This window comes from Devosia sp. 1566 (genome assembly GCF_004005995.1).
Lineage (GTDB): Bacteria > Pseudomonadota > Alphaproteobacteria > Rhizobiales > Devosiaceae > Devosia.
In genome coordinates this window covers 3,018,125-3,042,572 of sequence record NZ_CP034767.1, presented here as the reverse complement: position 1 = coordinate 3,042,572, position 24,448 = coordinate 3,018,125, and the positions used below count along the sequence as shown (strand labels likewise).

Annotated in this window: 29 protein-coding genes; 11 read left to right on the top strand and 18 right to left on the bottom strand. The window is 64.1% G+C overall.

Annotation, left to right across the window (positions count from 1 at the left end; translation table 11 throughout):
* Positions 1 to 9: 9 nt before the first annotated feature.
* From atpA to ELX51_RS14575, 3 genes are all read right to left on the bottom strand, one after another.
* A complete protein-coding gene (gene atpA / locus ELX51_RS14585; protein ID WP_127754209.1) occupies positions 10 to 1,545 on the bottom strand; it encodes a F0F1 ATP synthase subunit alpha in 1,536 nt (511 codons plus the stop codon).
* Positions 1,546 to 2,106, bottom strand: coding sequence for a F0F1 ATP synthase subunit delta (locus ELX51_RS14580; protein WP_127754208.1), 561 nt, complete (start codon positions 2,104 to 2,106; stop codon positions 1,546 to 1,548).
* A 261-nt stretch (positions 2,107 to 2,367) separates the two neighbouring features.
* On the bottom strand, positions 2,368 to 4,536 hold the full coding sequence (locus ELX51_RS14575; RefSeq protein ID WP_127754207.1) for a primosomal protein N': 2,169 nt from the start codon (positions 4,534 to 4,536) through the stop codon (positions 2,368 to 2,370).
* Positions 4,537 to 4,632: 96 nt separating this feature from the next.
* Between ELX51_RS14575 and ELX51_RS14570 the strand changes: the two genes are divergently transcribed.
* Together ELX51_RS14570 and ELX51_RS14565 are read left to right on the top strand one after the other, a co-directional pair.
* Positions 4,633 to 5,562, top strand: coding sequence for a tyrosine recombinase XerC (locus ELX51_RS14570; RefSeq protein WP_127754206.1), 930 nt, complete (start codon positions 4,633 to 4,635; stop codon positions 5,560 to 5,562).
* A gap of 92 nt (positions 5,563 to 5,654) precedes the next feature.
* On the top strand, positions 5,655 to 6,569 hold the full coding sequence (locus ELX51_RS14565) for a hypothetical protein (protein ID WP_127754205.1): 915 nt from the start codon (positions 5,655 to 5,657) through the stop codon (positions 6,567 to 6,569).
* Positions 6,570 to 6,631: 62 nt separating this feature from the next.
* Here ELX51_RS14565 and ELX51_RS14560 read toward each other — a convergent pair whose 3' ends face one another.
* The 4 genes from ELX51_RS14560 to sdhC form a co-directional block, all read right to left on the bottom strand.
* Entirely contained in the window at positions 6,632 to 7,414 is a 783-nt protein-coding gene (locus ELX51_RS14560) for a succinate dehydrogenase iron-sulfur subunit (RefSeq protein WP_127754204.1), read from the bottom strand.
* Between the two features lie 87 nt (positions 7,415 to 7,501).
* Positions 7,502 to 9,304, bottom strand: coding sequence for a succinate dehydrogenase flavoprotein subunit (gene sdhA / locus ELX51_RS14555; RefSeq protein WP_127754203.1), 1,803 nt, complete (start codon positions 9,302 to 9,304; stop codon positions 7,502 to 7,504).
* A 6-nt stretch (positions 9,305 to 9,310) separates the two neighbouring features.
* The gene (gene sdhD, locus ELX51_RS14550; RefSeq protein ID WP_127754202.1) at positions 9,311 to 9,703 is read right to left on the bottom strand and encodes a succinate dehydrogenase, hydrophobic membrane anchor protein; all 393 of its coding nucleotides are present in this window, start codon (positions 9,701 to 9,703) and stop codon (positions 9,311 to 9,313) included.
* A complete protein-coding gene (sdhC, locus tag ELX51_RS14545) occupies positions 9,703 to 10,092 on the bottom strand; it encodes a succinate dehydrogenase, cytochrome b556 subunit (RefSeq protein WP_127755304.1) in 390 nt (129 codons plus the stop codon). Before sdhC ends, sdhD begins: the two co-directional genes overlap by 1 nt.
* Before the next feature lie 209 nt (positions 10,093 to 10,301).
* Here sdhC and ELX51_RS14540 point away from each other — a divergent pair, with 209 nt between their 5' ends.
* Positions 10,302 to 10,871, top strand: coding sequence for an NUDIX domain-containing protein (locus ELX51_RS14540; protein WP_127754201.1), 570 nt, complete (start codon positions 10,302 to 10,304; stop codon positions 10,869 to 10,871).
* Here ELX51_RS14540 and ELX51_RS14535 read toward each other — a convergent pair.
* On the bottom strand, positions 10,868 to 11,074 hold the full coding sequence (locus ELX51_RS14535) for a DUF1737 domain-containing protein (RefSeq protein WP_127754200.1): 207 nt from the start codon (positions 11,072 to 11,074) through the stop codon (positions 10,868 to 10,870). The two genes, ELX51_RS14540 and ELX51_RS14535, sit on opposite strands and share 4 nt — an antisense overlap.
* 72 nt (positions 11,075 to 11,146) lie before the next feature.
* On the opposite strand from ELX51_RS14535, the gene ELX51_RS14530 reads away from it, so the two are divergent.
* A complete protein-coding gene (locus ELX51_RS14530; protein ID WP_127754199.1) occupies positions 11,147 to 11,788 on the top strand; it encodes a carbonic anhydrase in 642 nt (213 codons plus the stop codon).
* Here ELX51_RS14530 and ELX51_RS14525 read toward each other — a convergent pair.
* Positions 11,769 to 12,662: an EamA family transporter gene (locus ELX51_RS14525; RefSeq protein ID WP_127754198.1), complete on the bottom strand. Its 894-nt coding sequence runs from the start codon at positions 12,660 to 12,662 to the stop codon at positions 11,769 to 11,771. The two genes, ELX51_RS14530 and ELX51_RS14525, sit on opposite strands and share 20 nt — an antisense overlap.
* 92 nt (positions 12,663 to 12,754) lie before the next feature.
* On the bottom strand, positions 12,755 to 13,798 hold the full coding sequence (locus ELX51_RS14520) for an aspartate-semialdehyde dehydrogenase (protein WP_127754197.1): 1,044 nt from the start codon (positions 13,796 to 13,798) through the stop codon (positions 12,755 to 12,757).
* Positions 13,799 to 14,219: 421 nt separating this feature from the next.
* On the opposite strand from ELX51_RS14520, the gene ELX51_RS14515 reads away from it, so the two are divergent.
* The gene (locus tag ELX51_RS14515; protein WP_127754196.1) at positions 14,220 to 15,410 is read left to right on the top strand and encodes an NAD(P)/FAD-dependent oxidoreductase; all 1,191 of its coding nucleotides are present in this window, start codon (positions 14,220 to 14,222) and stop codon (positions 15,408 to 15,410) included.
* A gap of 2 nt (positions 15,411 to 15,412) precedes the next feature.
* On the opposite strand, the gene ELX51_RS14510 is transcribed toward ELX51_RS14515, so the two are convergent.
* Together ELX51_RS14510 and ELX51_RS14505 are read right to left on the bottom strand one after the other, a co-directional pair.
* Positions 15,413 to 15,949 (bottom strand): acyloxyacyl hydrolase, encoded by a 537-nt coding sequence (locus tag ELX51_RS14510; RefSeq protein ID WP_127754195.1) that lies wholly within the window; start codon positions 15,947 to 15,949, stop codon positions 15,413 to 15,415.
* Between the two features lie 83 nt (positions 15,950 to 16,032).
* On the bottom strand, positions 16,033 to 16,638 hold the full coding sequence (locus ELX51_RS14505) for an acyloxyacyl hydrolase (RefSeq protein ID WP_127754194.1): 606 nt from the start codon (positions 16,636 to 16,638) through the stop codon (positions 16,033 to 16,035).
* A gap of 196 nt (positions 16,639 to 16,834) precedes the next feature.
* Here ELX51_RS14505 and ELX51_RS14500 point away from each other — a divergent pair, with 196 nt between their 5' ends.
* Complete coding sequence (locus ELX51_RS14500) at positions 16,835 to 17,845, top strand: LLM class flavin-dependent oxidoreductase (RefSeq protein ID WP_127754193.1); 1,011 nt, start codon at positions 16,835 to 16,837, stop codon at positions 17,843 to 17,845.
* A gap of 3 nt (positions 17,846 to 17,848) precedes the next feature.
* On the opposite strand, the gene ELX51_RS14495 is transcribed toward ELX51_RS14500, so the two are convergent.
* The 4 genes from ELX51_RS14495 to ELX51_RS14480 form a co-directional block, all read right to left on the bottom strand.
* Positions 17,849 to 18,145, bottom strand: a complete 297-nt coding sequence (locus ELX51_RS14495) for a hypothetical protein (protein WP_127754192.1) — start codon at positions 18,143 to 18,145, stop codon at positions 17,849 to 17,851.
* A gap of 30 nt (positions 18,146 to 18,175) precedes the next feature.
* Entirely contained in the window at positions 18,176 to 19,054 is an 879-nt protein-coding gene (locus ELX51_RS14490) for an ATP-dependent Clp protease proteolytic subunit (RefSeq protein ID WP_127754191.1), read from the bottom strand.
* Entirely contained in the window at positions 19,051 to 20,424 is a 1,374-nt protein-coding gene (locus ELX51_RS14485; RefSeq protein WP_127754190.1) for a hypothetical protein, read from the bottom strand. The genes ELX51_RS14490 and ELX51_RS14485 overlap by 4 nt, the downstream gene beginning before the upstream one ends.
* Before the next feature lie 109 nt (positions 20,425 to 20,533).
* A complete protein-coding gene (locus ELX51_RS14480) occupies positions 20,534 to 20,821 on the bottom strand; it encodes a hypothetical protein (protein WP_127754189.1) in 288 nt (95 codons plus the stop codon).
* Positions 20,822 to 20,952: 131 nt separating this feature from the next.
* Here ELX51_RS14480 and ELX51_RS14475 point away from each other — a divergent pair, with 131 nt between their 5' ends.
* From ELX51_RS14475 to ELX51_RS14455, 5 genes are all read left to right on the top strand, one after another.
* Positions 20,953 to 21,258 (top strand): hypothetical protein, encoded by a 306-nt coding sequence (locus ELX51_RS14475; protein WP_127754188.1) that lies wholly within the window; start codon positions 20,953 to 20,955, stop codon positions 21,256 to 21,258.
* Positions 21,259 to 21,303: 45 nt separating this feature from the next.
* A complete protein-coding gene (locus tag ELX51_RS14470) occupies positions 21,304 to 21,822 on the top strand; it encodes a metallophosphoesterase family protein (RefSeq protein WP_127754187.1) in 519 nt (172 codons plus the stop codon).
* 77 nt (positions 21,823 to 21,899) lie between these two features.
* Positions 21,900 to 22,088, top strand: a complete 189-nt coding sequence (locus tag ELX51_RS14465; RefSeq protein ID WP_127754186.1) for a hypothetical protein — start codon at positions 21,900 to 21,902, stop codon at positions 22,086 to 22,088.
* Positions 22,089 to 22,093: 5 nt separating this feature from the next.
* Entirely contained in the window at positions 22,094 to 22,297 is a 204-nt protein-coding gene (locus tag ELX51_RS14460) for a hypothetical protein (protein WP_127754185.1), read from the top strand.
* A 45-nt stretch (positions 22,298 to 22,342) separates the two neighbouring features.
* Positions 22,343 to 22,690 carry a DUF2934 domain-containing protein gene (locus ELX51_RS14455; protein WP_127754184.1) on the top strand — a complete coding sequence of 116 codons (348 nt, stop codon included), beginning with the start codon at positions 22,343 to 22,345 and terminating at the stop codon, positions 22,688 to 22,690.
* A 66-nt stretch (positions 22,691 to 22,756) separates the two neighbouring features.
* Here the strand turns inward: ELX51_RS14455 and ELX51_RS14450 are convergent, their stop codons facing one another.
* Positions 22,757 to 24,043, bottom strand: coding sequence for an RNA polymerase sigma factor (locus tag ELX51_RS14450; RefSeq protein ID WP_127754183.1), 1,287 nt, complete (start codon positions 24,041 to 24,043; stop codon positions 22,757 to 22,759).
* Complete coding sequence (locus ELX51_RS14445) at positions 24,040 to 24,417, bottom strand: YciI family protein (protein WP_127754182.1); 378 nt, start codon at positions 24,415 to 24,417, stop codon at positions 24,040 to 24,042. Before ELX51_RS14445 ends, ELX51_RS14450 begins: the two co-directional genes overlap by 4 nt.
* Positions 24,418 to 24,448 lie beyond the last annotated feature (31 nt).

The following is a 24,448-nucleotide window of genomic DNA, read 5'->3' as shown; positions in this document are numbered from 1 at the left end:
TTGCAGGCTTTAGGCCGCGTAGGTCTTCTTGATGTCATCGAGTGCCGACTTGAGCTTGGTGCGGGTATCGTCGCTGAGCTGCTTTTCGGACGCGATGGTCGAGAGGATCCCCGAATACTTGCCGCGCATGGCGCCAAGCACGGTCTGCTCGAAATGGCCGACCTTGGAAACGGGGATGGAGTCGAGATAGCCATTGGCGCCGGCGAAGATCACCGCCACCTGCTCTTCGGTCTTGAGCGGGCTGAACTGGGGCTGCTTGAGCAGCTCGGTCAGGCGCGCACCGCGGTTCAGCAAACGCTGGGTCGAGGCATCGAGGTCCGAACCGAACTGGGCGAAAGCGGCCATTTCGCGGTACTGCGACAGTTCACCCTTGAGCGAGCCGGCAACCTGCTTCATCGCCTTGATCTGGGCCGAACCACCCACGCGGCTCACCGACAGACCAACGTTCACGGCCGGGCGGATACCCTGGAAGAACAAATTGGTCTCAAGGAAGATCTGGCCGTCCGTGATCGAGATCACGTTGGTCGGGATATAGGCCGACACGTCGTTGGCCTGGGTTTCGATCACGGGCAGTGCCGTCAGCGAGCCCGAACCATGCGATTCGTTCATCTTGGCGGCGCGCTCGAGCAGGCGGCTATGCAGGTAGAACACGTCGCCGGGGTAAGCTTCGCGCCCGGGCGGACGACGCAGCAGCAGCGACATCTGGCGGTAGGCAACGGCCTGCTTGGTCAGATCGTCATAGGCGATCACGGCATGCATGCCATTGTCGCGGAAGAACTCGCCGATCGCGCAACCGGTGAAGGGCGCGATATACTGGAGCGGCGCGGGATCGGAAGCGGTTGCGGCGATCACGATGGAATAGGGCAGGGCGCCCGATTCTTCGAGCTGGCGCACGAACTGGGCCACGGTGGAGCGCTTCTGGCCCACGGCGACATAGATGCAGTACAGCTTCTCGCTCTCGGAAGCGCCGGCATCGTGCGCGGGCTTCTGGTTGAGGAAGGTGTCGAGGATGATGGCGGACTTGCCGGTCTGGCGGTCGCCAATGATCAGCTCGCGCTGGCCACGGCCAACGGGGATCAGCGCGTCGATGGCCTTGAGGCCAGTCGACATCGGCTCATGCACCGACTTGCGCGGCAGGATGCCGGGAGCCTTGACGTCGACGCGGCGGCGCTCGGTGTATTCGATCGGGCCCTTGCCGTCGATCGGATTGCCCAGGCCGTCGACAACGCGACCCAGCAGGCCCTTGCCCACGGGGGTGTCCACGATGGCGCCGGTACGCTTGACGACGTCGCCTTCCTTGATCGAGCGGTCATTGCCGAAGATCACGACGCCGACATTGTCGGCTTCGAGGTTGAGCGCCATGCCCTTGATGCCGCCCGGGAACTCGACGAGCTCACCGGCCTGCACCTTGTCGAGGCCGTAAACACGGGCAATACCGTCACCGACGGAAAGCACCTGTCCGACTTCGGAAACCTGGGCTTCCTGGCCGAAATTCTTGATCTGGTCCTTGAGGATCGCAGAAATTTCCGCGGCTTTGATGTCCATTTACCCGACCTCTTTCATGGCGATCTTCATCGCGGTCAATTTTGTCTTGAGCGAAGAATCGATCATCTGCGATCCGACCTTCACCTGAAGGCCGCCGATCAACGAGGGATCGACCGATTGATGGAGCGTGACGGTCTTGCCGATCCGGGCGCGCAACGTCTCGCTCAAGGCACTGGCCTGCTCATAGGTGAGCGGGGTTGCCGAAACCACATCCGCGGTGACTTCCCCGCGCGCAGCGGCGGCCAGTTCCCGGAAGATGGTGATGATGCCGTCCAACGCGAACAAGCGGCCATTCTTGGCGACCAGCCGCAGGAAATTGGCGACCAGCGGATTGACGGTGGCCCGGGTCAGCAGGGCGTCGAGCGCGACTGACTTGGCTTCTGCAGTGATCACGGGGGAACGCAGGAAGCGGGAAAAGTCCTCGCTCTCGTTCATCAGCCGGGAAACGTCAGACAGTCCCGTCTCGACCGAGGCGAGCTGGTTCTCGCTCTGCGCCAGATCAAACAAAGCCGACGCGTATGGCCGGGCGATCTGGGTAAGCACTCCACTCTGCGCTGCCAATGCCGCATCACCCTCTTGGTTTACCCGTTCGCTCCGCCGCCTGTCCCGATGGGGAAAGCCGGACGGTGCCAAGGCTTGTTCTTGCTTGAAAAAGGAGCAATCTGCCTGCTCCCTGGAAGTCAGGCCCGCTCTACCATAAGGGGCGCGCGCCTTGCAAGGCTCCCCCTGGGGATTCCACGACTGCGAAAGTGTCGCAGGTATGGCAATTCCATCAGTGTGTCGCTTGGTCGCGGCTCTTTGTCTGGCCTATCATTGTGACGGTTACATGAAGCTGACGGGGTCGATATCCACCTGCACCCGCAGATTGCCGGTCGGGCGTTCGGCGCTTTGCAGCCAGAATCGCACATAGCCCGAGAGGTCGAACTCCTTGCTGCTTTGCACCAGCAGCCGCACCCGATGGCGGCCGCGCACCATGGCGACCGGCGCATCGGCCGGGCCGAACAAGCGCACCCGCTCCGTCATGGGAGCCGCCGAGAGCAGGCGCTTGGCGAAGTTCATCGCAATGTCATGCTCATTAGCCGAAACGATCAGCGCGGCCAGCCGCCCGAACGGGGGCAGGATCCCCGCTTCGCGTGCCGCCAGTTCATGAGCATAAAAGGCCTCGCGGTCGCCCGTCACCATGGCCCGCATCACCGCATGATCGGGGTGGTAGGTCTGGAGGAACGCCTTGCCGATTTGCGAGGCCCGCCCGGCGCGCCCCGCTACCTGTGTCAGGATCTGGAAGGTGCGCTCGGCCGCGCGCGGATCGCCATGGGCCAGGCCCAGATCGGCATCGAGTACCCCCACCACCGACAGCTTGGGGAAATGGTGGCCCTTGGACACGAGTTGGGTGCCGATGATGAGGTCGTATTCGCCGCGGGTGATCTCGCTGAACCGCTCGCGCAACTGGGCATTGGTGCCCATGTCCGACGAGAGGATCACCCGGCGCGCATCGGGGAAGCGGGCGGCGGCTTCCTCGGCAATGCGCTCGATGCCGGGCCCCACCGGCACCAGCGCATCGACATCGCCGCAGGCGGCACAGTTTTTTGGCGCTCGAATCTCGTGGCCGCAATGGTGGCACATCAACACGCCGCGGAACCGGTGTTCCACGAGCCAGGCCGAGCAATCCGGGCATTGATACTGGTGCCCGCAGGAGCGGCACAGGGTCAGCGGGGCATAGCCGCGCCGGTTGAGGAACAACAGCGCCTGTTCGCCCCGGTCGAGCGCCGCAAACACTTCACGCGCCAGGGTCGGGGCGATCCATTGCCCTTTTTCCGGGCCATCGAGCCGCATGTCGATGGCGGTGATATCGGGCAGGCTCGCCGCGGCATAGCGGGCGGTCAGCAGCACATGGGCGTAGCGCCCGGCATTGGCGTTGTTGCGGGTTTCTACCGAAGGCGTCGCCGAAGACAGGATCACCCGCGCCTTGGCAAAGCGCGCGCGCACGATAGCCATGTCGCGGGCGTGGTAATTGACGCCGTCCGATTGCTTATAGGCGCCGTCATGCTCTTCATCGAGCACCAGCATGCCGAGTTCCCGGAACGGCAGGAAGAGGGCCGAGCGCGCCCCCACCACAGCGCGCACCGTGCCATCGAGCACGCCACGCCAGACCCGGGCTCGCTGCAGCGGCGTCATTTCCGAATGCCACTCGGCCGGGCGGGTGCCAAAGCGCTTGGTGAAGCGATCAAGGAAAGTGTGGGTCAGCGCGATTTCGGGCAAGAGGATCAGCGCCTGCCGGCCGGCGCGCAGCGTATCGGCCACCGCCTCGAAAAACACTTCGGTCTTGCCGCCGCCGGTGACGCCATCGAGCAGCGCCACGCCGAACGCATGGGGATCGAGCGCCGTCACCTGCTCGAGTGCCGCTTGCTGCTCGGGGTTGAGGCGCGCAACACCCTCATCCGGATTGGGCGGCAGGGCGACGGGCGGGGGCGGGATTTCGAGTTTTTCCAGCGCGCCGGCGCGTTCGAGCCCATCCAGTACCGATTGCGACACGCCGGCCGCCCCCAGCAGGGCGGCCCGGGGCAGGGGCATGTCATCGGTCAGCGTATCGAGCACGCGCAGCCGGGCCGGGGTCAGCTTTTCCGGCTCATAGCCGGTGCGGCGATAAGCAATCACCGGGCGGGGTGGATCGAGCGCTTCGCTCGAGCGCAGCACCGCGCGCAGCACCTGTCCCGGGGGCGCCAGCGTATAGCGCGCCACCCAATCAACGAGCTTGAGCAGTTCTTCCGACAGCGGGGGCACGTCATAGCCTTGGGCAATCGAGCGCAGGCGATTGTGGGCAATCGTATCCTTGGGCGGACCCCAGACCACCCCCAGCGTCAGGCGCGGGCCCAGCGGCACCGCCACGATCGAGCCGCGTTCAACCCGCATGCCTTGCGGCACGCTATAGGAATAGGGGCCCTCAACGGCTACCCCCACCATCACCGCTACGATTTCTGGATGCTCGGTCATTTGTGCTTGTTCTGTTCGCATCCGCTACATAGGAAGCGCAAGTGATTCTGCCAAAGCCGCTACCCTTTGCTAACGCCCGCAGGCTAGCTTGAAGCCATGACCGACACCGCTTTTGCCACCGATGAATTCGTGCGCCTGCAGCTCTCGCTCTGGCAGCGCGAGCTTGGCGCGGTGCGGCGGCTCGCCGAAAACACGCTTGAGGCCTATGGCCGCGATCTCGATCAGTTCCTGAGTTTTCTGGCCGGTCACACCGGCGGTCCGGTGACCCTCCTCACCCTCAAGGAGTTGCGGGCCGCCGATATCCGCGCCTTCATGGCGCAGCGCCGATCGGAAAGCCTGGGCTCGCGCTCGCTCGCCCGGGTGCTCTCGGCCCTTAAATCCTTCTTTCGCTTCCTTGAGCGCGAGGGCGTGCTCACGACCGAGGCGCTCAACGTCCTTCGCACGCCCAAGCAGCCGCGCGGCCTGCCCAAGGCCCTGACCGTGCCCGAAGCGCGCGACGCCATTGCCACCACGGGGCAAATGGAAGAGCGACCATGGGTCGCGGCGCGCGACATGGCCGTGCTTTCGCTCTGTTACGGGGCAGGTTTGCGTATCTCCGAGGCCCTGGCGATCAAGTCCGGCGACCTTGAGGGGGAAACGCTGCGCGTCACCGGAAAGGGCGGCAAGGTGCGCATGGTGCCGCTGATCGGACCGGTGCACAAAGCCATCGCGCTTTACCGCGAGCTTTGCCCGTTCAAGCTCTGGCCCGAGGATCAGCTGTTCCGGGGCGTCAAAGGCGGCGTGCTGTCACCCCGTTTGATCCAGCTGCGGGTGGAACAACTGCGCGGCGCTCTTGGCTTGCCGCAATCGGCAACGCCCCACGCGCTACGCCATTCCTTTGCCACCCATCTCCTCAGCCGGGGCGGGGATCTGCGCGCCATCCAGGAGCTGCTGGGGCATGCCTCGCTTTCAACCACCCAGATCTATACGGCAGTCGATACCGATCGACTGCTGGAAAGCTATCGCAAGGCCCATCCACGCGGGTGATCCGCCTGTCGCTAGCCCGTTTATCGGCCCCGCGAATGCTGTGCGCCGGGCTCAACTCGCGCTAAGTTGCCGCGAGCACAGAGGAGAGATCAGTGAAAGCGATCAACAAGCCATTGCCGGCCATCGCCTGCGTCCTGGTGCTGATGGGCAGCACGCTCGGATCGGCCTTTGGCGACAAGCTCTCCAATTCCCTTGAGCCCGCGCCCACTGCCGGCACCGCCGCTGATACGGGCGCTATCGACTGGGGGGACGATGCCGGCGAATGGGCCAATGATGGCGAGTGCGATGATCCGCGTTTCGAGGGCCAAGGCGTAGCCGTCGAACTGCTCGAGGCTGACCGGCTGCATGACGCCACCGATTGTCGTACGGCATTTGAAGCGGGGCGGATCACCTTGCGGCAGGGGAATGCGGCCAATCCACCCGCGGCGCCCGATTTTGGCGATAACACCAGCCAATGGGCCAATGACCACGAATGCGATGATCCGCGCTTTGAGGGTGCCGGTGTCGCGGACGAATTGCTCGAGGTCGACCGCATGCATGACGCGGCCGATTGCCGTGCCGCCTTTGAGGCCGGCACCATCACCCTGCGCGATCCCAATGCGCCCCCGCCCGTCGCCCAGTTCGATTATGGCAGCGATACCAGCCGCTGGGCCAATGACGGGGAATGCGATGATCCGCGCTTCCGCGGCGAAGGCACGAGCAAGAAGCTGCTGCCTGAGGATATCCAGGCCGATGCCACCGATTGCCGGACGCTGGAAGGGGAGGGCAAGGTTTCCATCCGCGCCGTGTACCAGCCGAGTTACCAGGCCGGAGCACCCTATCCCACCGATGGCATCGATTTTGGCGACAACACGTCCGAATACGCCAATGACGACGAATGCGACGATCCGCGCTTTGAAGGGCCGGGGGCGGCGCTGAACCGGTTCGAAGAACATGCCATGCATGACAGCGCCGATTGCAAGGCCGCCTTTGAAGCCGGCTCCGTGGCGCTGGTGGAGCCGAACTAGGTTCTTTCAAATGCAAAACGGCGGGTCCATGACCCGCCGTTTTCTCATTCCAGTGCCATGCGTCACGCCGCGCGGCGCTCGACCATCATCTTCTTGATTTCGGCGATGGCCTTGGCGGGGTTCAGCCCCTTGGGGCAGACCTTGGCGCAGTTCATGATGGTGTGGCAGCGATACAGCTTGAACGGATCCTCGAGGTCGTCGAGCCGCTCCTGGGTGGTTTCGTCGCGCGAATCGATCAGCCAGCGATAAGCCTGCAGCAGGGCGGCCGGTCCCAGATACTTTTCCCCGTTCCACCAGTAGCTCGGGCACGAGGTCGAGCAGCAGGCGCACAGGATGCACTCATAAAGCCCGTCGAGCTTGGCGCGCTCGGGAACCGACTGCGTCCATTCCTTGGTCGGAGTTGGTGAAGTGGTTTTGAGCCAGGGCTCGATGGCGCGGTGCTGAGCATAGAAATTGGAAAGGTCCGGCACCAGGTCCTTGACCACCGGCATATGGGGCAGGGGGTAAACCTTGATCGGCCCGGCCGAGTCATCCATGCCCTTGGTGCAGGCCAAGGTATTGAGCCCGTTGATGTTCATCGAGCACGACCCGCAAATGCCTTCCCGGCAGGAGCGGCGCAGGGTCAGCGTGGGATCGACCTTGTTCTTGATATAGAGCAGCCCATCGAGCACCATTGGGCCGCAATCATCGAGATCGACGAAATAGGTGTCGATGCGCGGATTGTCGCCCAGATCGGGATCATAGCGATAGATCTGGTATTCCCGCAGGCGCTTGGCGCTCTGCGGCTTGGGCCAGGTCTTGCCCTTGAGCGGGCGATCGGCCTTTCGGAGCGTCAGCTCGGCCATGATGCGTCTTCCTCTCTTAAGCGCCGCTGCAGCGGCACTGAGCTTGGTCTCGATCCAGTATGCTGCACGGGGCTACCCGTCGCCCGCCTAGTATACGCGCGCCTTGGGCGCGATCTTCTTCAAATCAATGCCATCGGTCAGTGGGTCCACATGGACGGGGCGATAGCCCAGCCGCACGGCGCCGGTATCGGTGTCGATCCAGCTCAGCGTGTGCTTGCGCCAGTTGACGTCGTCGCGCGACGGGAAATCCTCGCGGGCATGGGCGCCGCGCGATTCGTGCCGCGCTTCGGCCGACACCACGGTGACCATGGCATTGGCCATCAGGTTTTCGAGCTCGAGTGTTTCCACCAGGTCCGAATTCCAGATCAGCGAGCGATCCGACACCCGCACATCGGCCATCTGGTTGTAGATGGCGCTCATGCGCTGCACGCCCGATTGCAGGGTTTCGCCGGTGCGGAACACGGCGGCGTCTTCCTGCATGGTGCGCTGCATGGCTTCGCGCAGATCGGCAGTCGGCTGGCCGCCATTGGCGTTCCGCAGCCGATCAAAGCGCGCCATGATCTTGTCGTCCTGGCTCTTGTTGATCGCCGGGACGGGTGCGGTGCGATCGAGCACCTTGCCGGCCCGCAGCGCGGCGGCACGGCCGAACACCACGAGGTCGGTCAGCGAATTGGAGCCGAGCCGGTTGGCGCCATGCACCGAAGCGCAGGCCGCTTCGCCCACGGCCATCAGGCCGGGCACGACGCGATCGGGATCGCTTTCGGTCGGGTTGAGCACTTCGCCATGATAGTTCGCGGGAATGCCGCCCATATTGTAGTGCACGGTCGGCAGCACCGGGATCGGCTCGCGCGTCAGATCGACGCCGGCAAAGATCTTTGCTGACTCGGTGATGCCCGGCAGGCGCTCATGGAGCACCTTGGGGTCGAGGTGATCGAGATGAAGGAAGATGTGGTCCTTCTTGGGGCCCACGCCCCGCCCTTCACGGATTTCGAGCGTCATGCAGCGGCTGACGACGTCGCGCGAGGCGAGGTCCTTGGCGTTGGGGGCATAGCGCTCCATGAAGCGCTCGCCTTCCGAATTGGTCAGGTACCCGCCTTCGCCACGTGCCCCTTCGGTGATCAGCACGCCCGCGCCATAGATGCCGGTCGGGTGGAACTGCACGAATTCCATGTCCTGGAGCGGCAGGCCGGCGCGTGCCACCATGCCATTGCCGTCGCCGGTACAGGTATGGGCTGATGTCGCCGAGAAATAGGAGCGACCATAGCCACCCGTCGCCAAGACGACGAGCTTGGCGCGGAAGCGGTGCATGGTGCCATCATCGAGCTTCCAGGCCATCACACCCTGGCACGAGCCATCCTCGCCCATGATCAGGTCGAGCGCGAAATACTCGATGAAGAACTGCGCGTCGTTGCGCAGCGACTGGCCATAGAGCGTATGGAGAATGGCGTGGCCGGTGCGGTCGGCGGCGGCGCAGGTGCGCTGCACCGGCGGGCCTTCGCCATATTCGGTCATGTGCCCGCCAAAGGGGCGCTGGTAGATCTTGCCGGCTTCGGTGCGCGAAAACGGCACGCCATAATGCTCGAGCTCATAGATCGCCGCGGGCGCTTCACGCGCGAGATATTCCATGGCGTCGTTGTCGCCCAGCCAGTCCGACCCCTTGACGGTGTCGTACATGTGCCACTGCCAGCTATCGGGGCCCATATTGGAGAGCGAAGCGGCAATGCCGCCCTGCGCGGCCACGGTGTGGCTGCGGGTGGGGAAGACCTTGGTGATGCAGGCGGTGTTGAAGCCCTGTTCGGCCATGCCCAGGGTCGCGCGGAGGCCGGCGCCACCGGCCCCTACCACCACCACGTCGAATTCGTGGTCGATGATCTCATAGGTGGAAGCCATCAGCCACTAACCCCAGAATACAAGCTTGAGAATGGAGAAGACGCCGATCACCGCGATTGCCAGCGTCCACATGGTGTTGAGCATCATGTAAAGGCTGTAGGTGCGGCCGGCGAAATAGTCTTCGAGAATGTCGCGCATGCCATTATGCATGTGCAGGGTCACGATGACGAGCAGCACGGCAAAGGGCAGGCCGATCCAGGCATTGCCGATCACCTCGACCATCTCGGCGCGGTCCTGGCCTGCCAGGCGCACCACGATGAAGATCAAAAAGCCCAGGAACACGATATTGCTGACGCCCGACAGGCGCTGCAAGATGAAGTGCCGGGTCGAGGCGTTAGCGTCCCCGTATTTGCTTTTGGGATTGGCGATGGTGGCCTTGGAAACGATCTGTTCGCGCATCAGCGGCCAACCCACACGAAAATGGTCCAGACAACGAGGGTGAGGACAACCGAGGCCACGAGATTGGCCCAGCTCAGCGCTTCGCGCTGGCCCGCCTCATGGCCATAGATCAGGTCCCACACATAATGGCGCAAGCCCCCCAGCATGTGGTGGAGTAGCGACCAGGTATAGCCAAACAGCACCAGTTGCCCGAGCCATGAGCCGTAGATGGCATTGACGACATTGAGGGGCTCCTCGCCCCAGGCGGCGGCTGCCAGCCACAGCACCAGCAGGGACGAGCCCGCATAATTGGCAATGCCGGTCGCACGATGAACGATCGACATCGTCATCGTGATGGTCCAGCGATAGATTTGCAGATGGGGGGAGATCGGACGGGGTCTAACCGGCAATGCAGCCTCGCTGGCGCGGCAGAGCCGCTGCAGTTTGGAATAGTTCAAGACTTCTAGCGTCGAGCTGTCGCAAGGTCAAAGCCCGAAAACGTCTTACGGGATAAACTTTCGCCGCAATTGACCAATGTTGCCCCCTCCGTCAATCCCGGCCGGTTTGCGGTGCCCAGGGCCATGGGCTAGAACGCCGGAGCAGAATCAAAGGGGCCGGCGTGAGCAAGCGGATCAAGGACGTTACTGTTGAAACCCTGGCCAACAACTGGGGCACGCTCACCAAGGCCAGTTTCGAGTATCAGCGCAGCGATGGTTCCTGGCAGCATCAGGTTCGCGAATGTTATGACCATGGTCACGGCGCGGCCATTCTCCTGTTCGAGCCGGATGCGCGGACGGTCATCCTCATCCGCCAGTTCCGCTATCCCGTGTTCGCCGCCGGCGATCCGGCCTTCCTCGTCGAGGTTTGTGCCGGGCTCGTCGACAACGATCCGCCCCAAACCGCGGTGATGCGCGAGGCGCTGGAAGAAACGGGCTACCAGCCCTTCGGGGTCGAGCATATGTTCGACGCCTATATGAGCCCTGGCTCGGTGCAGGAAAAAGTCAGCTGCTATCTCGGGCTTTACCACGCCGGCTCGGCCGCCGCGGGCGGGGGGCTCGCCGATGAGGGCGAGGATATCGAGGTGCTCGAGCTGCCGCTCGCGGAAGCGCTCGCCATGATCGATCGGGGCGAGATCATCGATGGCAAGACCATCATGATGCTGCAATGGCTGGCGCTTAAGCGGCGCTAGTAGTCCACCAGCTTCTTGTCGGGATCATAGGGCTGGTCCGGGGCGACCCTAGTCACCGCCTGCCCGCAGCGCATCTTCTTGCTGAAGGCATCATAGGCATAGGTGGGCGAGCCATGCAGGCTCCAGCCTTCCGAAAGCGCCTTGGTGACCTTGTGACAAAAACTCGCGTCGTCCTCACCCGACAAAAACCGGTAGATAATCATGCATGCCACCGATGCGCTGGCGCTGTTGCGCTGGAGTTGATCTCTTTGGCTCTTACAGCTAATTGAAAGCTCATGCACCGCTTTCCTGAACACCTTTTGAAGGGTCACGCCAATTTTATGGCGGGGCGCTATTCCCGGGAGCGCGATCGGATTCGCGACCTTGCCGCTTTTGGGCAAAATCCCACCACCATGATTATCGCCTGCTGCGACAGCCGCGCTGCGCCCGAGATGATCTTCGATGCGGGACCGGGCGAATTGTTCGTCCTGCGCAATGTCGCCAATCTCGTCCCCACCTACCAGCCCGATGGCGGCCAGCACGGCACATCGGCGGGCATCGAGTTTGCCGTCAAGGCGCTTGGGATCAGCAATATCGTCATTATGGGCCATGGCCGCTGCGGGGGCATTCGCGCCGCGCTCGATCCCACGGCCGAGCCGCTCGATCATGGCGACTTCATCGGCAAGTGGATCGGCATGCTGGGCGAGTTGCCTAACCAGCTGGGCGCCAACAAGCTCCTGACCTCGGCCGAGCGGCAAACGGCGCTGGAGCGGATTTCCATCCGCAACTCCATCAATAATCTGCGCACCTTCCCCTATGTGGCCGAGCTCGAAAGCGCGGGCAAGCTGGCGGTACATGGCGCCTGGTTCGATATTTCAACCGGCGAGCTCTGGGTGATGGACAGCGAAACCGGCGACTTTATCCGCCCGGAGCTCTGATCGCGGCGCAAGCCGCCGGTTCGCGCCGGCGGATCACCGCCAAGCCAAGGCCGACGAGGATCAGCGCGCCCCCGGCGATCTCCACCCGCCCGATAGTTTCCCCGAGAAACACGACGCCCGAGGCGATGCCCGCCACGGGCACGAGCAGGGTGAAGGGCGCCACGCTCGCGGTGGGGTAGCGCTTGAGCAGATTGCTCCACACCGCAAAACCGAACAGCGTATTGGGATAGGCGAGGAACGCCACCATCGCCGTGACCTGCCAGGTGGGATGGGTCAGCGCATGGGCGACCACGCCCGGACCATCAAACGCCACCGACAACAAGAGCAGGGGCAGGGGCGCCACCAGGTTCCCCCAGACGGTGAAGCTCAGCATATCGATATTGCCGGCTTTCTTGGACACGATATTGGCGACGCCCCAGGCCATTGCCGCCGCAATGATGAGGGCGAAGGGCAAAAAGCCGACCCCTTCGAGCCCAACGCTGCCGATCAGGGCAATGCCGCCAAAGGCCACCGCCACGCCCAGCAATTGCTGCGGCCGTGGGCGCTCGCGCAACACCACAAAGCCCAAAAGGATGGTGAACATCGCCTGCACCTGGAGCACGAGCGACGCCAGGCTCGCGGGCATGCCGAGGTAAATGGAGAGATTGAGCAGTGCATACAGCGCCACGCCCATGAACAGTCCATAGGCGATCACGAGGCGCCAGGGTGCATCGGGCCGGCGCACGAAGAACACGGCCGGCACGGCGGCAAAGAAAAACCGGAGCGCCGCGACCAGCACCGGCGGCAGTTCGGCAACGCTGAGCTTGATGACGGTGAAGTTGACGCCCCAGACGGTCACAACCAGAAGGGCGAGCAAAATATCGCGCGGAGACATGGAGGACCCTGCAGGCTGCGGGCTTGGCGGATCCCCGTCGGCCGCGTGAACAATGCCGGCCCCCGGGTAGGGGCCGGCGAAAAGTCTTAAGGCTAGGCGGCCTTCTTGGCCATCAGGCCGCGCTCGATCAGGGTTTCGGCGATCTGGATGGTGTTGAGCGCGGCGCCCTTGCGCAGATTGTCCGAGACCACCCACATGGCGAGGCCATTTTCCACCGTGTCGTCTTCGCGGATGCGCGACACGAAGGTGTCGTATTCGCCAACGCATTCTACCGGCGTGGCATAGCCACCGGGCTCACGCTTATCGAGCACCGAAATGCCCGGCGCTTCGCGCAGGATGTCGCGCGCTTCATCGGCGGTGATGGGGTTTTCGAACTCGATATTGACCGCTTCCGAATGGCCCACAAACACCGGCACGCGCACGGCCGTGCAGGTTACGCGGATCTTTGGATCGAGGATCTTCTTGGTTTCGGCCAGCACCTTCCATTCTTCCTTGGTGTAGCCGTCTTCCATGAACACATCGATCTGGGGAATAACGTTGAAGGCGATCTGCTTGGGGAACTTGTTGCCCTGGCCGGGGCTGTCATTGACGAAAATGCCCTTGGTCTGGTTCCAGAGTTCGTCAACGCCTTCCTTGCCTGCGCCCGAAACCGACTGATAGGTCGACACGACGATGCGCTTGATCTTGGCAAAGTCGTGCAGGGGCTTGAGCGCCACGACCAATTGGGCGGTCGAGCAATTGGGATTGGCGATGATGTTGGTGCGGCGCGGATTGGCCATGAAGGCGTCCAGCACATGGGCGTTCACTTCGGGCACCACCAGCGGCACGTCGCTGTTGTAGCGCCAGTAGCTGGAATTATCGATGACGATGCAGCCCTTGGCCGCAATGCGCTGCGCCCATTCCTTGGAAATGGCGCCGCCGGCCGACATGATGGCAAAATCCACGCCGGTGAAGTCGAAATCGTCAAGGTTCTTGGCCTTGAGGATCTTGTCGCCAAAGCTCAGCTCGCGCCCGATGGAGCGCGATGACGCTAAGGCGATCACCTCGTCGGCCGGAAACTTGCGCTCGGCAAGGATGGCAAGAACTTCGCGGCCCACATTGCCCGTGGCCCCTACAACTGCGACGCGATAACCCATGAATGGAACTCCAGTCCCTGTACCAATTTTCCGCCCCGCACGATCCCGGTGGGACCATGGTCATCCGGTTTCGGCCTCTCCCCGGCGGGAGCGCGACCCGGGGAAAAGCGTCAGGCGGTTTTGGTGGTTTTAGTCATAAGCGCAGCAACGCCGCCGGCGAACAGCCGGGCGGGAGAAGAGGTCACTGATGTGCTGATGCTGCGCATGGTTTGACTGCTTGAATGGAAAGCAGGCGAAGTCATACTCCCAAATAGGATTTAGTCAACGGCTGCTGTGCGGCTTTCCTTTGCTGCGCCCCCCCGCTGCTAGGGCGGGGCCAGACGCCTGCGGCCCGTTGCCCCTTGCCACTGCGTCGCCCCTCGCAAGCCTTGCGCCCGCTTGGGCTATCGCGGTAACTGCGCCCAACCAAAAAGGACAGAGCATGATCCACTACGACGTCGTGGTGCTGGGCGCCGGCGCTGCTGGCATGATGGCGGCCATTGAAGCGGGCAAGCGCGGTCGCACCGTGCTGGTGGTGGATCATGCCAAATATGCTGGCGAAAAGATCCGCATTTCCGGGGGCGGGCGCTGCAACTTCACCAATGTGCATGCCACGACCGACAAGGGCCGGGATCGCTTTTTGAGCAACAATCCCCGCTTCGCGCTGTCGGCGCTGAGCCGCTATACGCCCGAAATGTTTATCGCCATGGTCCAGCGCTATGGCATCACTTATCACGAAAAAACCCTTGGCCAGCTGTTCTGCGACGGTCCTGCCACCCAGATTAACAGCATGCTCCTGAGCGAAATGCGCCAGGCCGGCGTGACCTTGGTGCTGGAAACCGCGATCGAAGCGGTAAGCAAAGAGGACAATGGCTTTGCCCTCCAGCTCTCGACCAGCTCGGTCACCTGCGACAGCCTCATCGTCGCCACCGGCGGCAAGTCAATTCCCAAGATGGGCGCCACCGGCTTCGGCTATCAGCTCGCCGCCCAGTTCGGCCTGCGCGTTACCGACACCCGCCCCGCGCTGGTGCCGCTGACCTTCGAGACCGGTGCCCTGGAGCGCCTCAAACCCCTAGCCGGCATTGCCACCGACGCCGTGGTGCGCCACGGCAAAACCCGGTTCGCCGAAGCGCTGCTGTTCACCCATCGCGGTCTTTCCGGCCCGGCGATCCTGCAGATTTCGAGCTATTGGCGCGAGGGCGATCCGATCGGGGTGGATCTGGTGCCCGGGCGCAATCCGGGGGAGCTGTTGCGCCAGGCGCGGCAAACCACGCCCAAGCTGCAGATCCAGACCGTCTTGGGCAATTTCCTGCCCAAAAAGCTCGCCCAGCTCCTCGGTGATGAGCTCAACCTGCCCGGGATCGTCGGCGACTTTTCCGACAAGAAGCTCGACCAGGCCGCCGCGATCCTGTCGGACTGGACGCTCAAGCCCGTCGGCACGGAAGGCTACCGGACCGCCGAAGTGACGCTGGGCGGCATCGACACGCGCGATCTCGACGCCAAGACCATGGCTGCGCGTGAAGTGCCGGGCCTTTATTTCGTGGGCGAAGTGGTTGATGTCACCGGCTGGCTCGGGGGCTACAACTTTCAATGGGCCTGGGCCTCGGGCTGGGCCGCCGGGCAGGTCGCCTGAGCCTAAAAGCGCAGCGCCGCCCGCACGCCTACATTGGTGACGCCCTCGTCGGGGCCGCCACAGGCACCGCCATCGGTCAGGTGCTCGGCCGTCAGCATCACCGCCGCGCCGGGCAAGACATTGACCCCGACGCTGGCCGAGGCGCGCAGCAGCGCGGTGCAGCCCCAGCGCTGGGGCGCGTCATCGTCGAGCCACTCGCCATTGTGCAATGCGGCCCCCAGGCTCGCCTCGCCCCAGACCGGCAGCACCGGCACATGCACCGTCCAGCTGGCCCCGGCATAAACGAGGCTTTCATGCCCCGCCGTATTGAGCGTGGCCCCGATATGCGGCCGGATTTCGCCCAGGAGCCCCAGCTGACCCCAATCGGGTGCAAACAGCAGCTCCACATTGGCGTCCTCGATCCGCCCGCCATCGAATAGATCGGCGCCCGCATCGCGCGCAAAAACACCGACGCGGATTTCGGGCAGCAGATCCACCTGCGCCCAGGCGGGTGCAGTGGTGGCCAGCAGGGCAAGGACGGGAAGGCAGAAACGGAGCATGGCGGGCCTACGCAAAACAAAAAGGCCGGGGATCGCCGGCCTTCCCATCATTGCGTTGCTATGCCTAAGCGCAGCTTAACCGACTAGAACTTCCAGCCGAATTTGAGCGAGAGGTTGGAGATGCCTGCATTATAGTCGCACAGCTCGGCATTGGAGGAGTGCTCATAGGCCAAGGTGGCGGTGGCGTTTTCCGTCAGGTCGACGCCCAGCCCGATGCGCTCGTAGAAATTGACGCGGCAGCCGAACTTGCGCCGGCCGTCCGGCGCGTCGTCGCCCAGATAACCATTGTGGATCGCCGCGCCAAAGGTGCCTTCCACGAACACCGGGCTATCGAACAGATGCGCCTGCCAGGTCAGGCCCGCATGCACCAGGCTGTCCTCGCCCTCGAGGTTGATGGTGGCGCCCACTTCAGGGCGCGGTGCGCCGATCCAGCGGAAGGCATCGAGATCGGGCGAAGTGAAGAGCACGTCAAAGGTCACGTCCTCGAGCCGGCTATAATCCCAATCGCCGAAATCCTGCGGGATCAGCGTGTAATAAACGCCGTGGAACGCCAGGCCCACGCGCACTTCATCGACAATGTCCAGCACGCCGGCCGAGGGCAGGGCGGCGACATCGGTCTGCGCCACTGCGGGAGCGGCAGTGCCGAGCAGCAAAGCCGCCACGAGGCAAGCTGGAAGGGATTTGGTCATGGCCGCACTCGGAAGGTATTGATCGGCGCCAGTAATCGGCAAGAGCCCCACCGAGTCAACCACTGCCGCCCGATTACCCCCGCTCTGTGCTGCGCGCGCCACGCCTCAGCAGCCCCTTACGCTGCCACGCTGTCTCGCTTTCATCGTAATTTACCGATATGAGGACGCAAAGACTAGCTGCGAAAGCCCAAAGCCCATGACCGCCCCCTTCGCCCTTTCCATCCAGGATCTCGCGCCCATCGCCGACGGCACCACCACGCCCCAGGCCATGGCCGAGACCATCAAGCTGGCGCAGATGGGCGATCAGCTGGGCTATACGAGGCTTTGGTATGCCGAGCATCATGGCATGCCCTCAATCGCGTCCTCCGTGCCCGAAATCCTCATTGGCAGCGCCGCCGCGCATACCAAATCCATTCGCGTCGGCTCGGGCGGGGTGATGCTGCTCAATCACGCGCCGCTGCGGATCGTCGAGGCCTATCGGACGCTGGAAGCCCTGCATCCCGGCCGCATTGATCTGGGCCTGGGGCGCGCGCCGGGTGGCGACGGCTATGCCATGCGCGCCCTGCGCACCGGCGGCGGCGAGGAATTCGCGCAATATTTGAGCGAAATGCTGGCCTTCGAGGAAGAAGGCTTTCCGCCCGAACACCCGTTCTCCCATGTGGCCGTCGCGCCCGGTGGCATCAGCCTGCCGCCCCTTTGGCTCCTGGGCTCATCGGGCTCGAGCGCAACCGCGGCCGGGCAGCTTGGCATCGGCTATGCCTTCGCCGCCCATTTCAGCCAAACGCCAGCCGCGCCTGCCTTTGCCGCTTATCGAGAAGCCTTCACGCCCACCGCGGCCTTTCCCGAGCCGCGCACGCTGCTATGCCTGTCGGTGATCTGCGCCCCAACCGACGAGGAAGCGCGGTTCCTGTCGAGCTCGCAGGAGGTGAACTGGGCCTTGTTCCATTCGGGCGAACAGCGCCGCTTGTTTGCGCCCGAACAGGCAATCGCCCATCCGCTCACCGCCCAGCAGCGCGCGGTGATCGAGCATCAATCGAGCCTTTGGATCGTGGGGTCGCCCGAAACGGTCAAGGCCGCCATCAGCCAGAAAGCCGAGGCGGCCGGGGCCGATGAGGTGATGATCACCACGACCATGCATTCCTACGAACTGCGTCGGCGCTCCTATAGCCTGATCGCCGACGCTCTTGGGCTTGAACCGCGCTCCTAGGGCTCAGTTCTGCGCGTTACGATCCACCAGCTCGAACGCGCCGGCAGCCGGGTCGATGCGCAGCGCCAGGCGCTGGCGATCGAGCTCGGCTAGCCACGCCGCCCAGGAACAGGGGCTGACCCCGTCATCAAGGGCCGCCGGGTCGCGCTTGTCGCTCACCGGGCTGCCAAAGCTCAGGCGCAGCTGCGCCCGCTGCTGGCCATCCGGATTGCGTATCCGGGCGATCGCCGGCCGCCCGCGTCGCCCCGTCACCCAGACCTGGATGTCGCGATGACGCGTCAATGTTTGGTTTGTAGACATGCTCGCCTCCCCTTGTTGCCGGTTTCCGGCTTATCTGGCACGTAACGGCTCCGTTTCTCTTCCGGTTCCATCGGCCAAATCTTTGTTATCGAGCCGAGTAGCGAGGCGCAGGGCCAGCATCTCCTCGGGCGTGAAATAGTATAAAAGCTGCGGTGGCGTTTCGAGCGCATGCAGCCACAGCGCGGGATCAACCCCGGTTTGTTCCAGATGCCGGGTGATCTGGGCGGTGGTGGTTTGCGCGTCGCTCATCGCGGTGCCGGCGACCCGAAGGGCATCCTTGGCATTGCCGCCCAGCGCCGCTGCATAGATCTGGTGCACGCCTATAGCCGCTTCGGGGCTGGCGATCCGCTCGGCGCCCGAGGCGAATATGATGGGGCAGGAGGAGGCGCAAAGCGAGCCCGCGGCGACCTTGGTGGCAAGGCCCCTTTGGTGGATTAGACTGCCAATCGCCAGTGCATCCACGACCGATCCTCCAGGGGAGTCGAGAACCACAGTTTGCACATATTCGCCCCGCTCGGCAATCTCGGCGGCAAACCGCTCGGCCGAGCCGACATCGAGCGTTCCCGTCAGGCTCAACTCGCCCTCGGGCCGCAGCGCGATGACGAGGGCCCCTTCCAGCACTTCGGGGCTGGTGGTGATCGCCGGGCGGGTGCCGGCGCCCGGCGATGCCTCGGGGTTTGTGGCGGGGGCGGGCGGCAGGATGGGCTGCGTCGGCACGGGCAGGGGCGCGGCCTGGTTTTGCGTCAATTCGCGAAAGTCGACGAACAGCACCGAAACCGTGCCCAGCAGCAGCGCCCAGAACGCGGTGCGCATCACTGCGCCATCGTCCACCGCCGCGGCCCGCTGGACCAGGCGCCGGCCCCAGGAGGCGCGCTGCGGCTCTTCGGACGCTTCGACGCTCGTGCTCATACGCGCGCGGGGCCGTCGCCCCGCTTGCGCTGGGCGCTGTCGATTGGCGTCACTGTCGCATCCGCCCCGTCGGCTGGATCGGTGTGGCTGGCCGCAGCGGGCGCCAATGGCTCCATCGGTGCTTCGGGCACAGTCTCGGGCTCGGTCCGCTCCGCCGGTGGTGCCTGAGGAACAACCACGCCCGCCGCTTCCATCTGGCGATACAGCGCCATGGCGCGCAGCATTTCGGCGGCAGTGATGTTTTCCGCTTCTTCGAGGGATTCAGATTCCCGCCGCATGGCATCGTTGACGATCATCAGCACCAATACCAGCACCACCGGCAGCAGATCGATGGAGATGGCGCCCGCCCAGGAAGGAATGAAGTCCTGCCAATAGCGCAGCACCGCTTCGGCGCTGGACAGGGGCACAAAGCGGCGTTGCTCAACGGCTGGTGTCGCCAGGATCTCGTCGGCCGCGGTGGTCAGCGCCGCCGATTGGGTCGCCACCGAAGTGCGCACCGTTTCCATCACCTGGTTCTGCCGATTGGCCAGATCGCCAATCTGCCCATCGGCGACCGGAGCAATAAAGCCGGCGGAAAGATCGGCCGAAGCGCGCTTGACCGAAGCGGCGACGCCGGTCTGCTGCAGCGCCGCGATCACGGCGGTCAGTTGCACGGCCTCGGCCTGGAAACCATCCAGTCGCGGCTCGATGCTGCCCGGCGTTGATACCAGCTCGCGCATGGTGGCGAGGCGCGCCGAGCCTTGTTCGAACTGCAGGGCGACTTCATCGCGCGAACTGGTGATGGTGGCCGCCAACTGGTTCATCTGCGTGCCCATCTGGGTGAGCAATTGCACGACGCTGCCCGAGCCGGTGGTGCCGGTCAGGGCGCCTGACTCCCGCTCGTCCGCGGCCAGCCCGGAAAAGCGTTCCGCGGCGCGCTGCACATCGGGCAGCAGCGACTGGGCGGCCAGCGCGTTGGCATGGGCCTGGTCGAGGTCCTCGGCATAGCCTTGGAGCGTCACCGCCATATGCTGCTCGGTGGCCGCCGAGCCCGCCAATGCCGCGGCATTAAGCCATGAACTCATGGCCATGATCATGAGGCACCCCACGGCCATGGTGGCGAACAGGCCCGCACGTTGCACGCCCGACGTCACCAGCGGCACGAAACGGAGCATGAAGCTCCAAAAGGCGTAAATGGCGACCGAGACGGCGGCCGAATAAATGATGGCAGCGAAAAACACGAATGTGGCCGAGCCATCCAGTAGCCCGCGCACCCCGAGATAGGTGTAAACGCCCGACGCCAGCGCCAAAACGGCCAGGGCAAAGCGGGTCATGGTTTCAACGCCCTTGACGGTTTCGTTGAGCCTATACGCGTTCGGCTTGAGCTGCATGAATCAGGACCCCGGGGCTCGACGGAGCCGCTGCGGACATAATCAATAGCCCTAACCCGGCAAGATCAGGGCGAATAGGTCAAGAATTCAGGCGAAACAGCGTCAGGGTTCAATGAACGCCTTCAGCTTGCAGCAATGCGCCCCATTCGGCTTTCCATAGGCTCGGATCATCAATGGCGATGACCACCCGGGCAAGCCCGCAATGGGCGCGAACTTCCTCGGCGCGTTCCAACGCCAGCGGCACCGGTCGGGGGAAGTCGGGGACTATGTAATCACTTGCATTGGGGCAATGGGCGCAGCCCACATCGCCAACCACCCGGCCCAGTGCATGCCAGATATTGACCACAACCGCGTCGGCGGGTGCCGCATGGGGTGGGCAGGTTTGAAAACGGGGCATGGGACCTCTCCGACCTTTGTTGCCATTGATACAAAGGCGCAGAACTGCAGCAGAGTTCCAGATTGTGATCGAAGCGGACGGAAACAATCGCGAGAGCTGAGCATTGCTTGGTGCGAGCAGGAATTAAGTGCATGCCCCGATTTTACTTTGACATGATGGCCAATGGTGATCTCAGCCTCGATCACACCGGCGTCGAGTTGCAGGACCTTCCGGCTGCGCGCGAGGAAGCCTTGCGCACGGCCATGGAGGTGGCCGCCGAACTCATCCCCGAGCAGGGGCCCTTGCGGCTGGTGTTCGCCGTGTCCAATGAAGCCTATCGCCTGATGTTGCGGGTGATCGTCGAGTTCGAGGCTGCGCCCGCCAATTTTCTTGGGGACCACATGCAATGGCGCGCCCTGCTCGCCGATGGTGGCGGCGCGCTTTCCCGACCCTATTAACGCGTGTTTGGCTCAAGGCTCGACGCGGCCAGGCGGGGAGGCGGGATGATTTTCTTTACCAGCGACAGCCATTTTGGCGATCCGCGCGTGTTGCGCATCGACCGGCGCCCCTTCAGCACGGTTGCCGAACATGACACGGCGCTGGTTGCCGCCTGGGCGCAGACGGTTTCCCCCGAGGATGAAGTCTGGCATCTCGGCGATTTTTCCCGCGGCGACAGCGCCACCGTTGCGGCCCTGCTAGCTGCGCTCCCCGGCCGCAAGCACCTGATCATTGGCAATAATGACGGGCCGGCCACCTTGGCCGCCGACGGCTGGGCCAGCGTGCAACATTATGCCGAACTGCATCTGGAGGGCCATATGCTGGTGCTTTGCCACTATCCGTTCCGCACCTGGAACGCGCAGGGCAAGAAGTCCATCAACCTGCATGGCCACTCCCATGGACGGCTAAGCCCGGTCACGCGCCAATACGACGTGGGCGTCGATCCGCAGGGCTGGGCGCCGGTGCCGCTGCAGACCGTGCTGGCCAGCCGCAAGGCGCGCCGGGCGGCCAAGCTTCCCGCTTAGCTCCCGTTATTGTCGGCACCAATTGGGGAACATGCTGGGGGCTTGCACGTTTTCCCTTACGCAAAAGGAGATCAACGATGAGCAAACATCTGCCTCCCGTGCCACCCGCCAACCGGAGCACCAAAGGCCCCGGCGGCGAGGCCACCCTGGATCCAAATACCAGCAACGCCGCCGCCAATGGCGCCGAACGCAACTATGATCAGCAGGGTCGCCAAGGCAACATCAAGCAGAACACGACCAATCAGGGTCTGCAGCACGATCGGTGAGCGCCATGTCTACATCTCAGAAAATCCCGGAAGCCAATCGCCACCATGGCGGTCCCGGCAGCAGCCACCAACGTGAGGACCTTCCCGACCCCACTGAGGGTCGCGGTCCAGCGCCAGGGGAGCCGACCAATGGGCGGCAGTCCGACGTTTCAGGCGGGGGCGGGGTGCGCGACAGCCATCACACCCACAACAACCGCGACAAGGGTTAGGCGCCGCTTACACCCCCTTTGACAACTGCCCGAGGAGGCAATCCGATGGACCAGGACGAGCATAAAGAAGGCAAGACCCGGGACCGCGCTTACCAGCTCTGGGAGCAGGAAGGCCGCCCCGAAGGGCGCCACGAGGATCACTGGCGCCAGGCCAGCGATGAGTTCTCCGCCCAGGGCGAGCAGGATGACGAGGGCGGCGGCGGGATCGAGGACATGGTTCCCAATCCCATCGGCGTTCCGCCTGCAGAGGCCTTGCCGCCTGGCAGTCAGCCCACCGGGATTGACGGACCGGTCGGCGGCACCATCGGCGAACAGCAAGCCGGTGCCCGGCAGTCAGGGGGCGCAGGCTCCTCGGCCGGTCAGGCCGGAGCCCGAGGGAATTCCGCCAAATAACAAACCGATGCCGGCGTCCGCGCCGGCATCTTTTTTGCGCCCTTGCAGCCGACGAAGCCTCGCTTGCTAGCTTGAACTGTGCTGGTTGAGCGGCGCCGGATCGTCACCACCATCTGACAGCGTTCCCAGCCGATCGAGGTGGCCGCGAATATGGGCCGCTTCCGCGGGGGATCCGGCCAGTGCAATCGCCCGGTTGAACGCTTCGCGCGCTGCGGCGTGTTCGCCCAGCTGCAGCAGCAAGCCGCCCCGCACCCCATGGAAATGAAAATAGCCATCAAGGCGCTCGGCCAGCGGCTCCACCAGCGCCAGCGCCGCGGCGGGCCCACGCGCCTTGCTCACGGCGACCGCGCGGTTGAGCGTCACCACCGGGGAGGGCTGGAGCACTTCGAGCAGGCCATATAGCTGCTCGATACTGGCCCAGTCGGTTTCAGCGGCGCTTTGGGCCACGGCGTGCCGGGCGGCGATGGCGGCCTGCACCTGATAGGCGCCGGGCTCCCCGTGCCGCAGCGCTTTTTGCACCAAGGCCAGCCCCTCGGCCGCCATCTGGCCGTTCCACAAGCTGCGATCCTGGTCTTCCAGCAGGACCAGATTGCCAGCGGCGTCGGCGCGCGCGGGGTTGCGGGCATGCTGCAGCAGCATCAGCGCCAGCAGGCCCATGATCTCGGGTTCAGTGGGGAAGAGGCGCAACAGCAAGCGTCCGAGCCGGATCGCCTCGTCGCAAAGCCGCGCCGCCGCTTCATCGGAGTGGCCGCGCGAATAGCCTTCATTGAAAATGAGGTAGATCATCAGCGCCACCGCCCCCAGCCGCTCGGCGCGGGCCACCGCATCGGGTGGGTCGAACGGCACGGCATTGGCGGCGACGCGCGCCTTGGCGCGGGTGATACGTTGCTCCATCGCCGCTTCCCCCACAAGAAACGCGCGGGCGATCTGCCTGGTGGGCACCCCCGCCACGATGCGCAGCGCCAGGGCGATCTGCTGGGTAGCTGGCAGTTCGGGATGGCAGCAGATAAACAACAGCCGCAGGATGTCGTCGCGATAATGCTCGTTGTCGAGCCGCTCGGCCATGTCGGCTTCGGCATCGTCGAGATCGGAGAGGATGTCGTCGGCGGGCAGGGGCACATTGCGCCGGGTCTTGCGCACCTGGTCGATGCCGCTGTTGCGGCCCACGAAAACCAGCCACGCTACCGGTTCGCGCGGCGGGCCTTTTTCGGGCCAGGTCTTGATCGCGCGCAGGCTCGCCTCCTGAAAGGCTTCCTCGGCGCGATCGAGGTCGCGGAAATAGCGCAGCAGGGCGCTCAGCGCCTGGGGGCGAGCTGCCGAAAGGGCTGCTGCGATCCAGGCGCTGTCGGTCATGGCTTGAGTCCACTGGGTTTGTAGATGGAAAGCGGCCGGATTTCATAGGAACCCTGCACCGGATTGGCTTTGGCGAGGTCCTTGGCAAAGGTGATCGCTTCATCGAGGGTTTCGCAATCGGCGACGTAAAAGCCCAGGAACTGTTCCTTGGTTTCGGCAAAGGGGCCGTCGATCACCAGCGGCTCGCCCGAGCCCGATTTGCGCAGCGTGGTCGCGGCGGTGGTGGGGAGCAGGCGCACCACTGGACCGAGCTTGCCCTTTTGATCCAGCCGGTCCTGCACCTGGGCCAGGCGGGCAAGGCAGGCATCGTCTTCTTCCTTGGTCCAGGAGCCGACGACATTTTCGTCACTATAGCACAACACGGCGTAGAGCATGGCGCGTCCCTTCTGATTGATGACGCGGGAC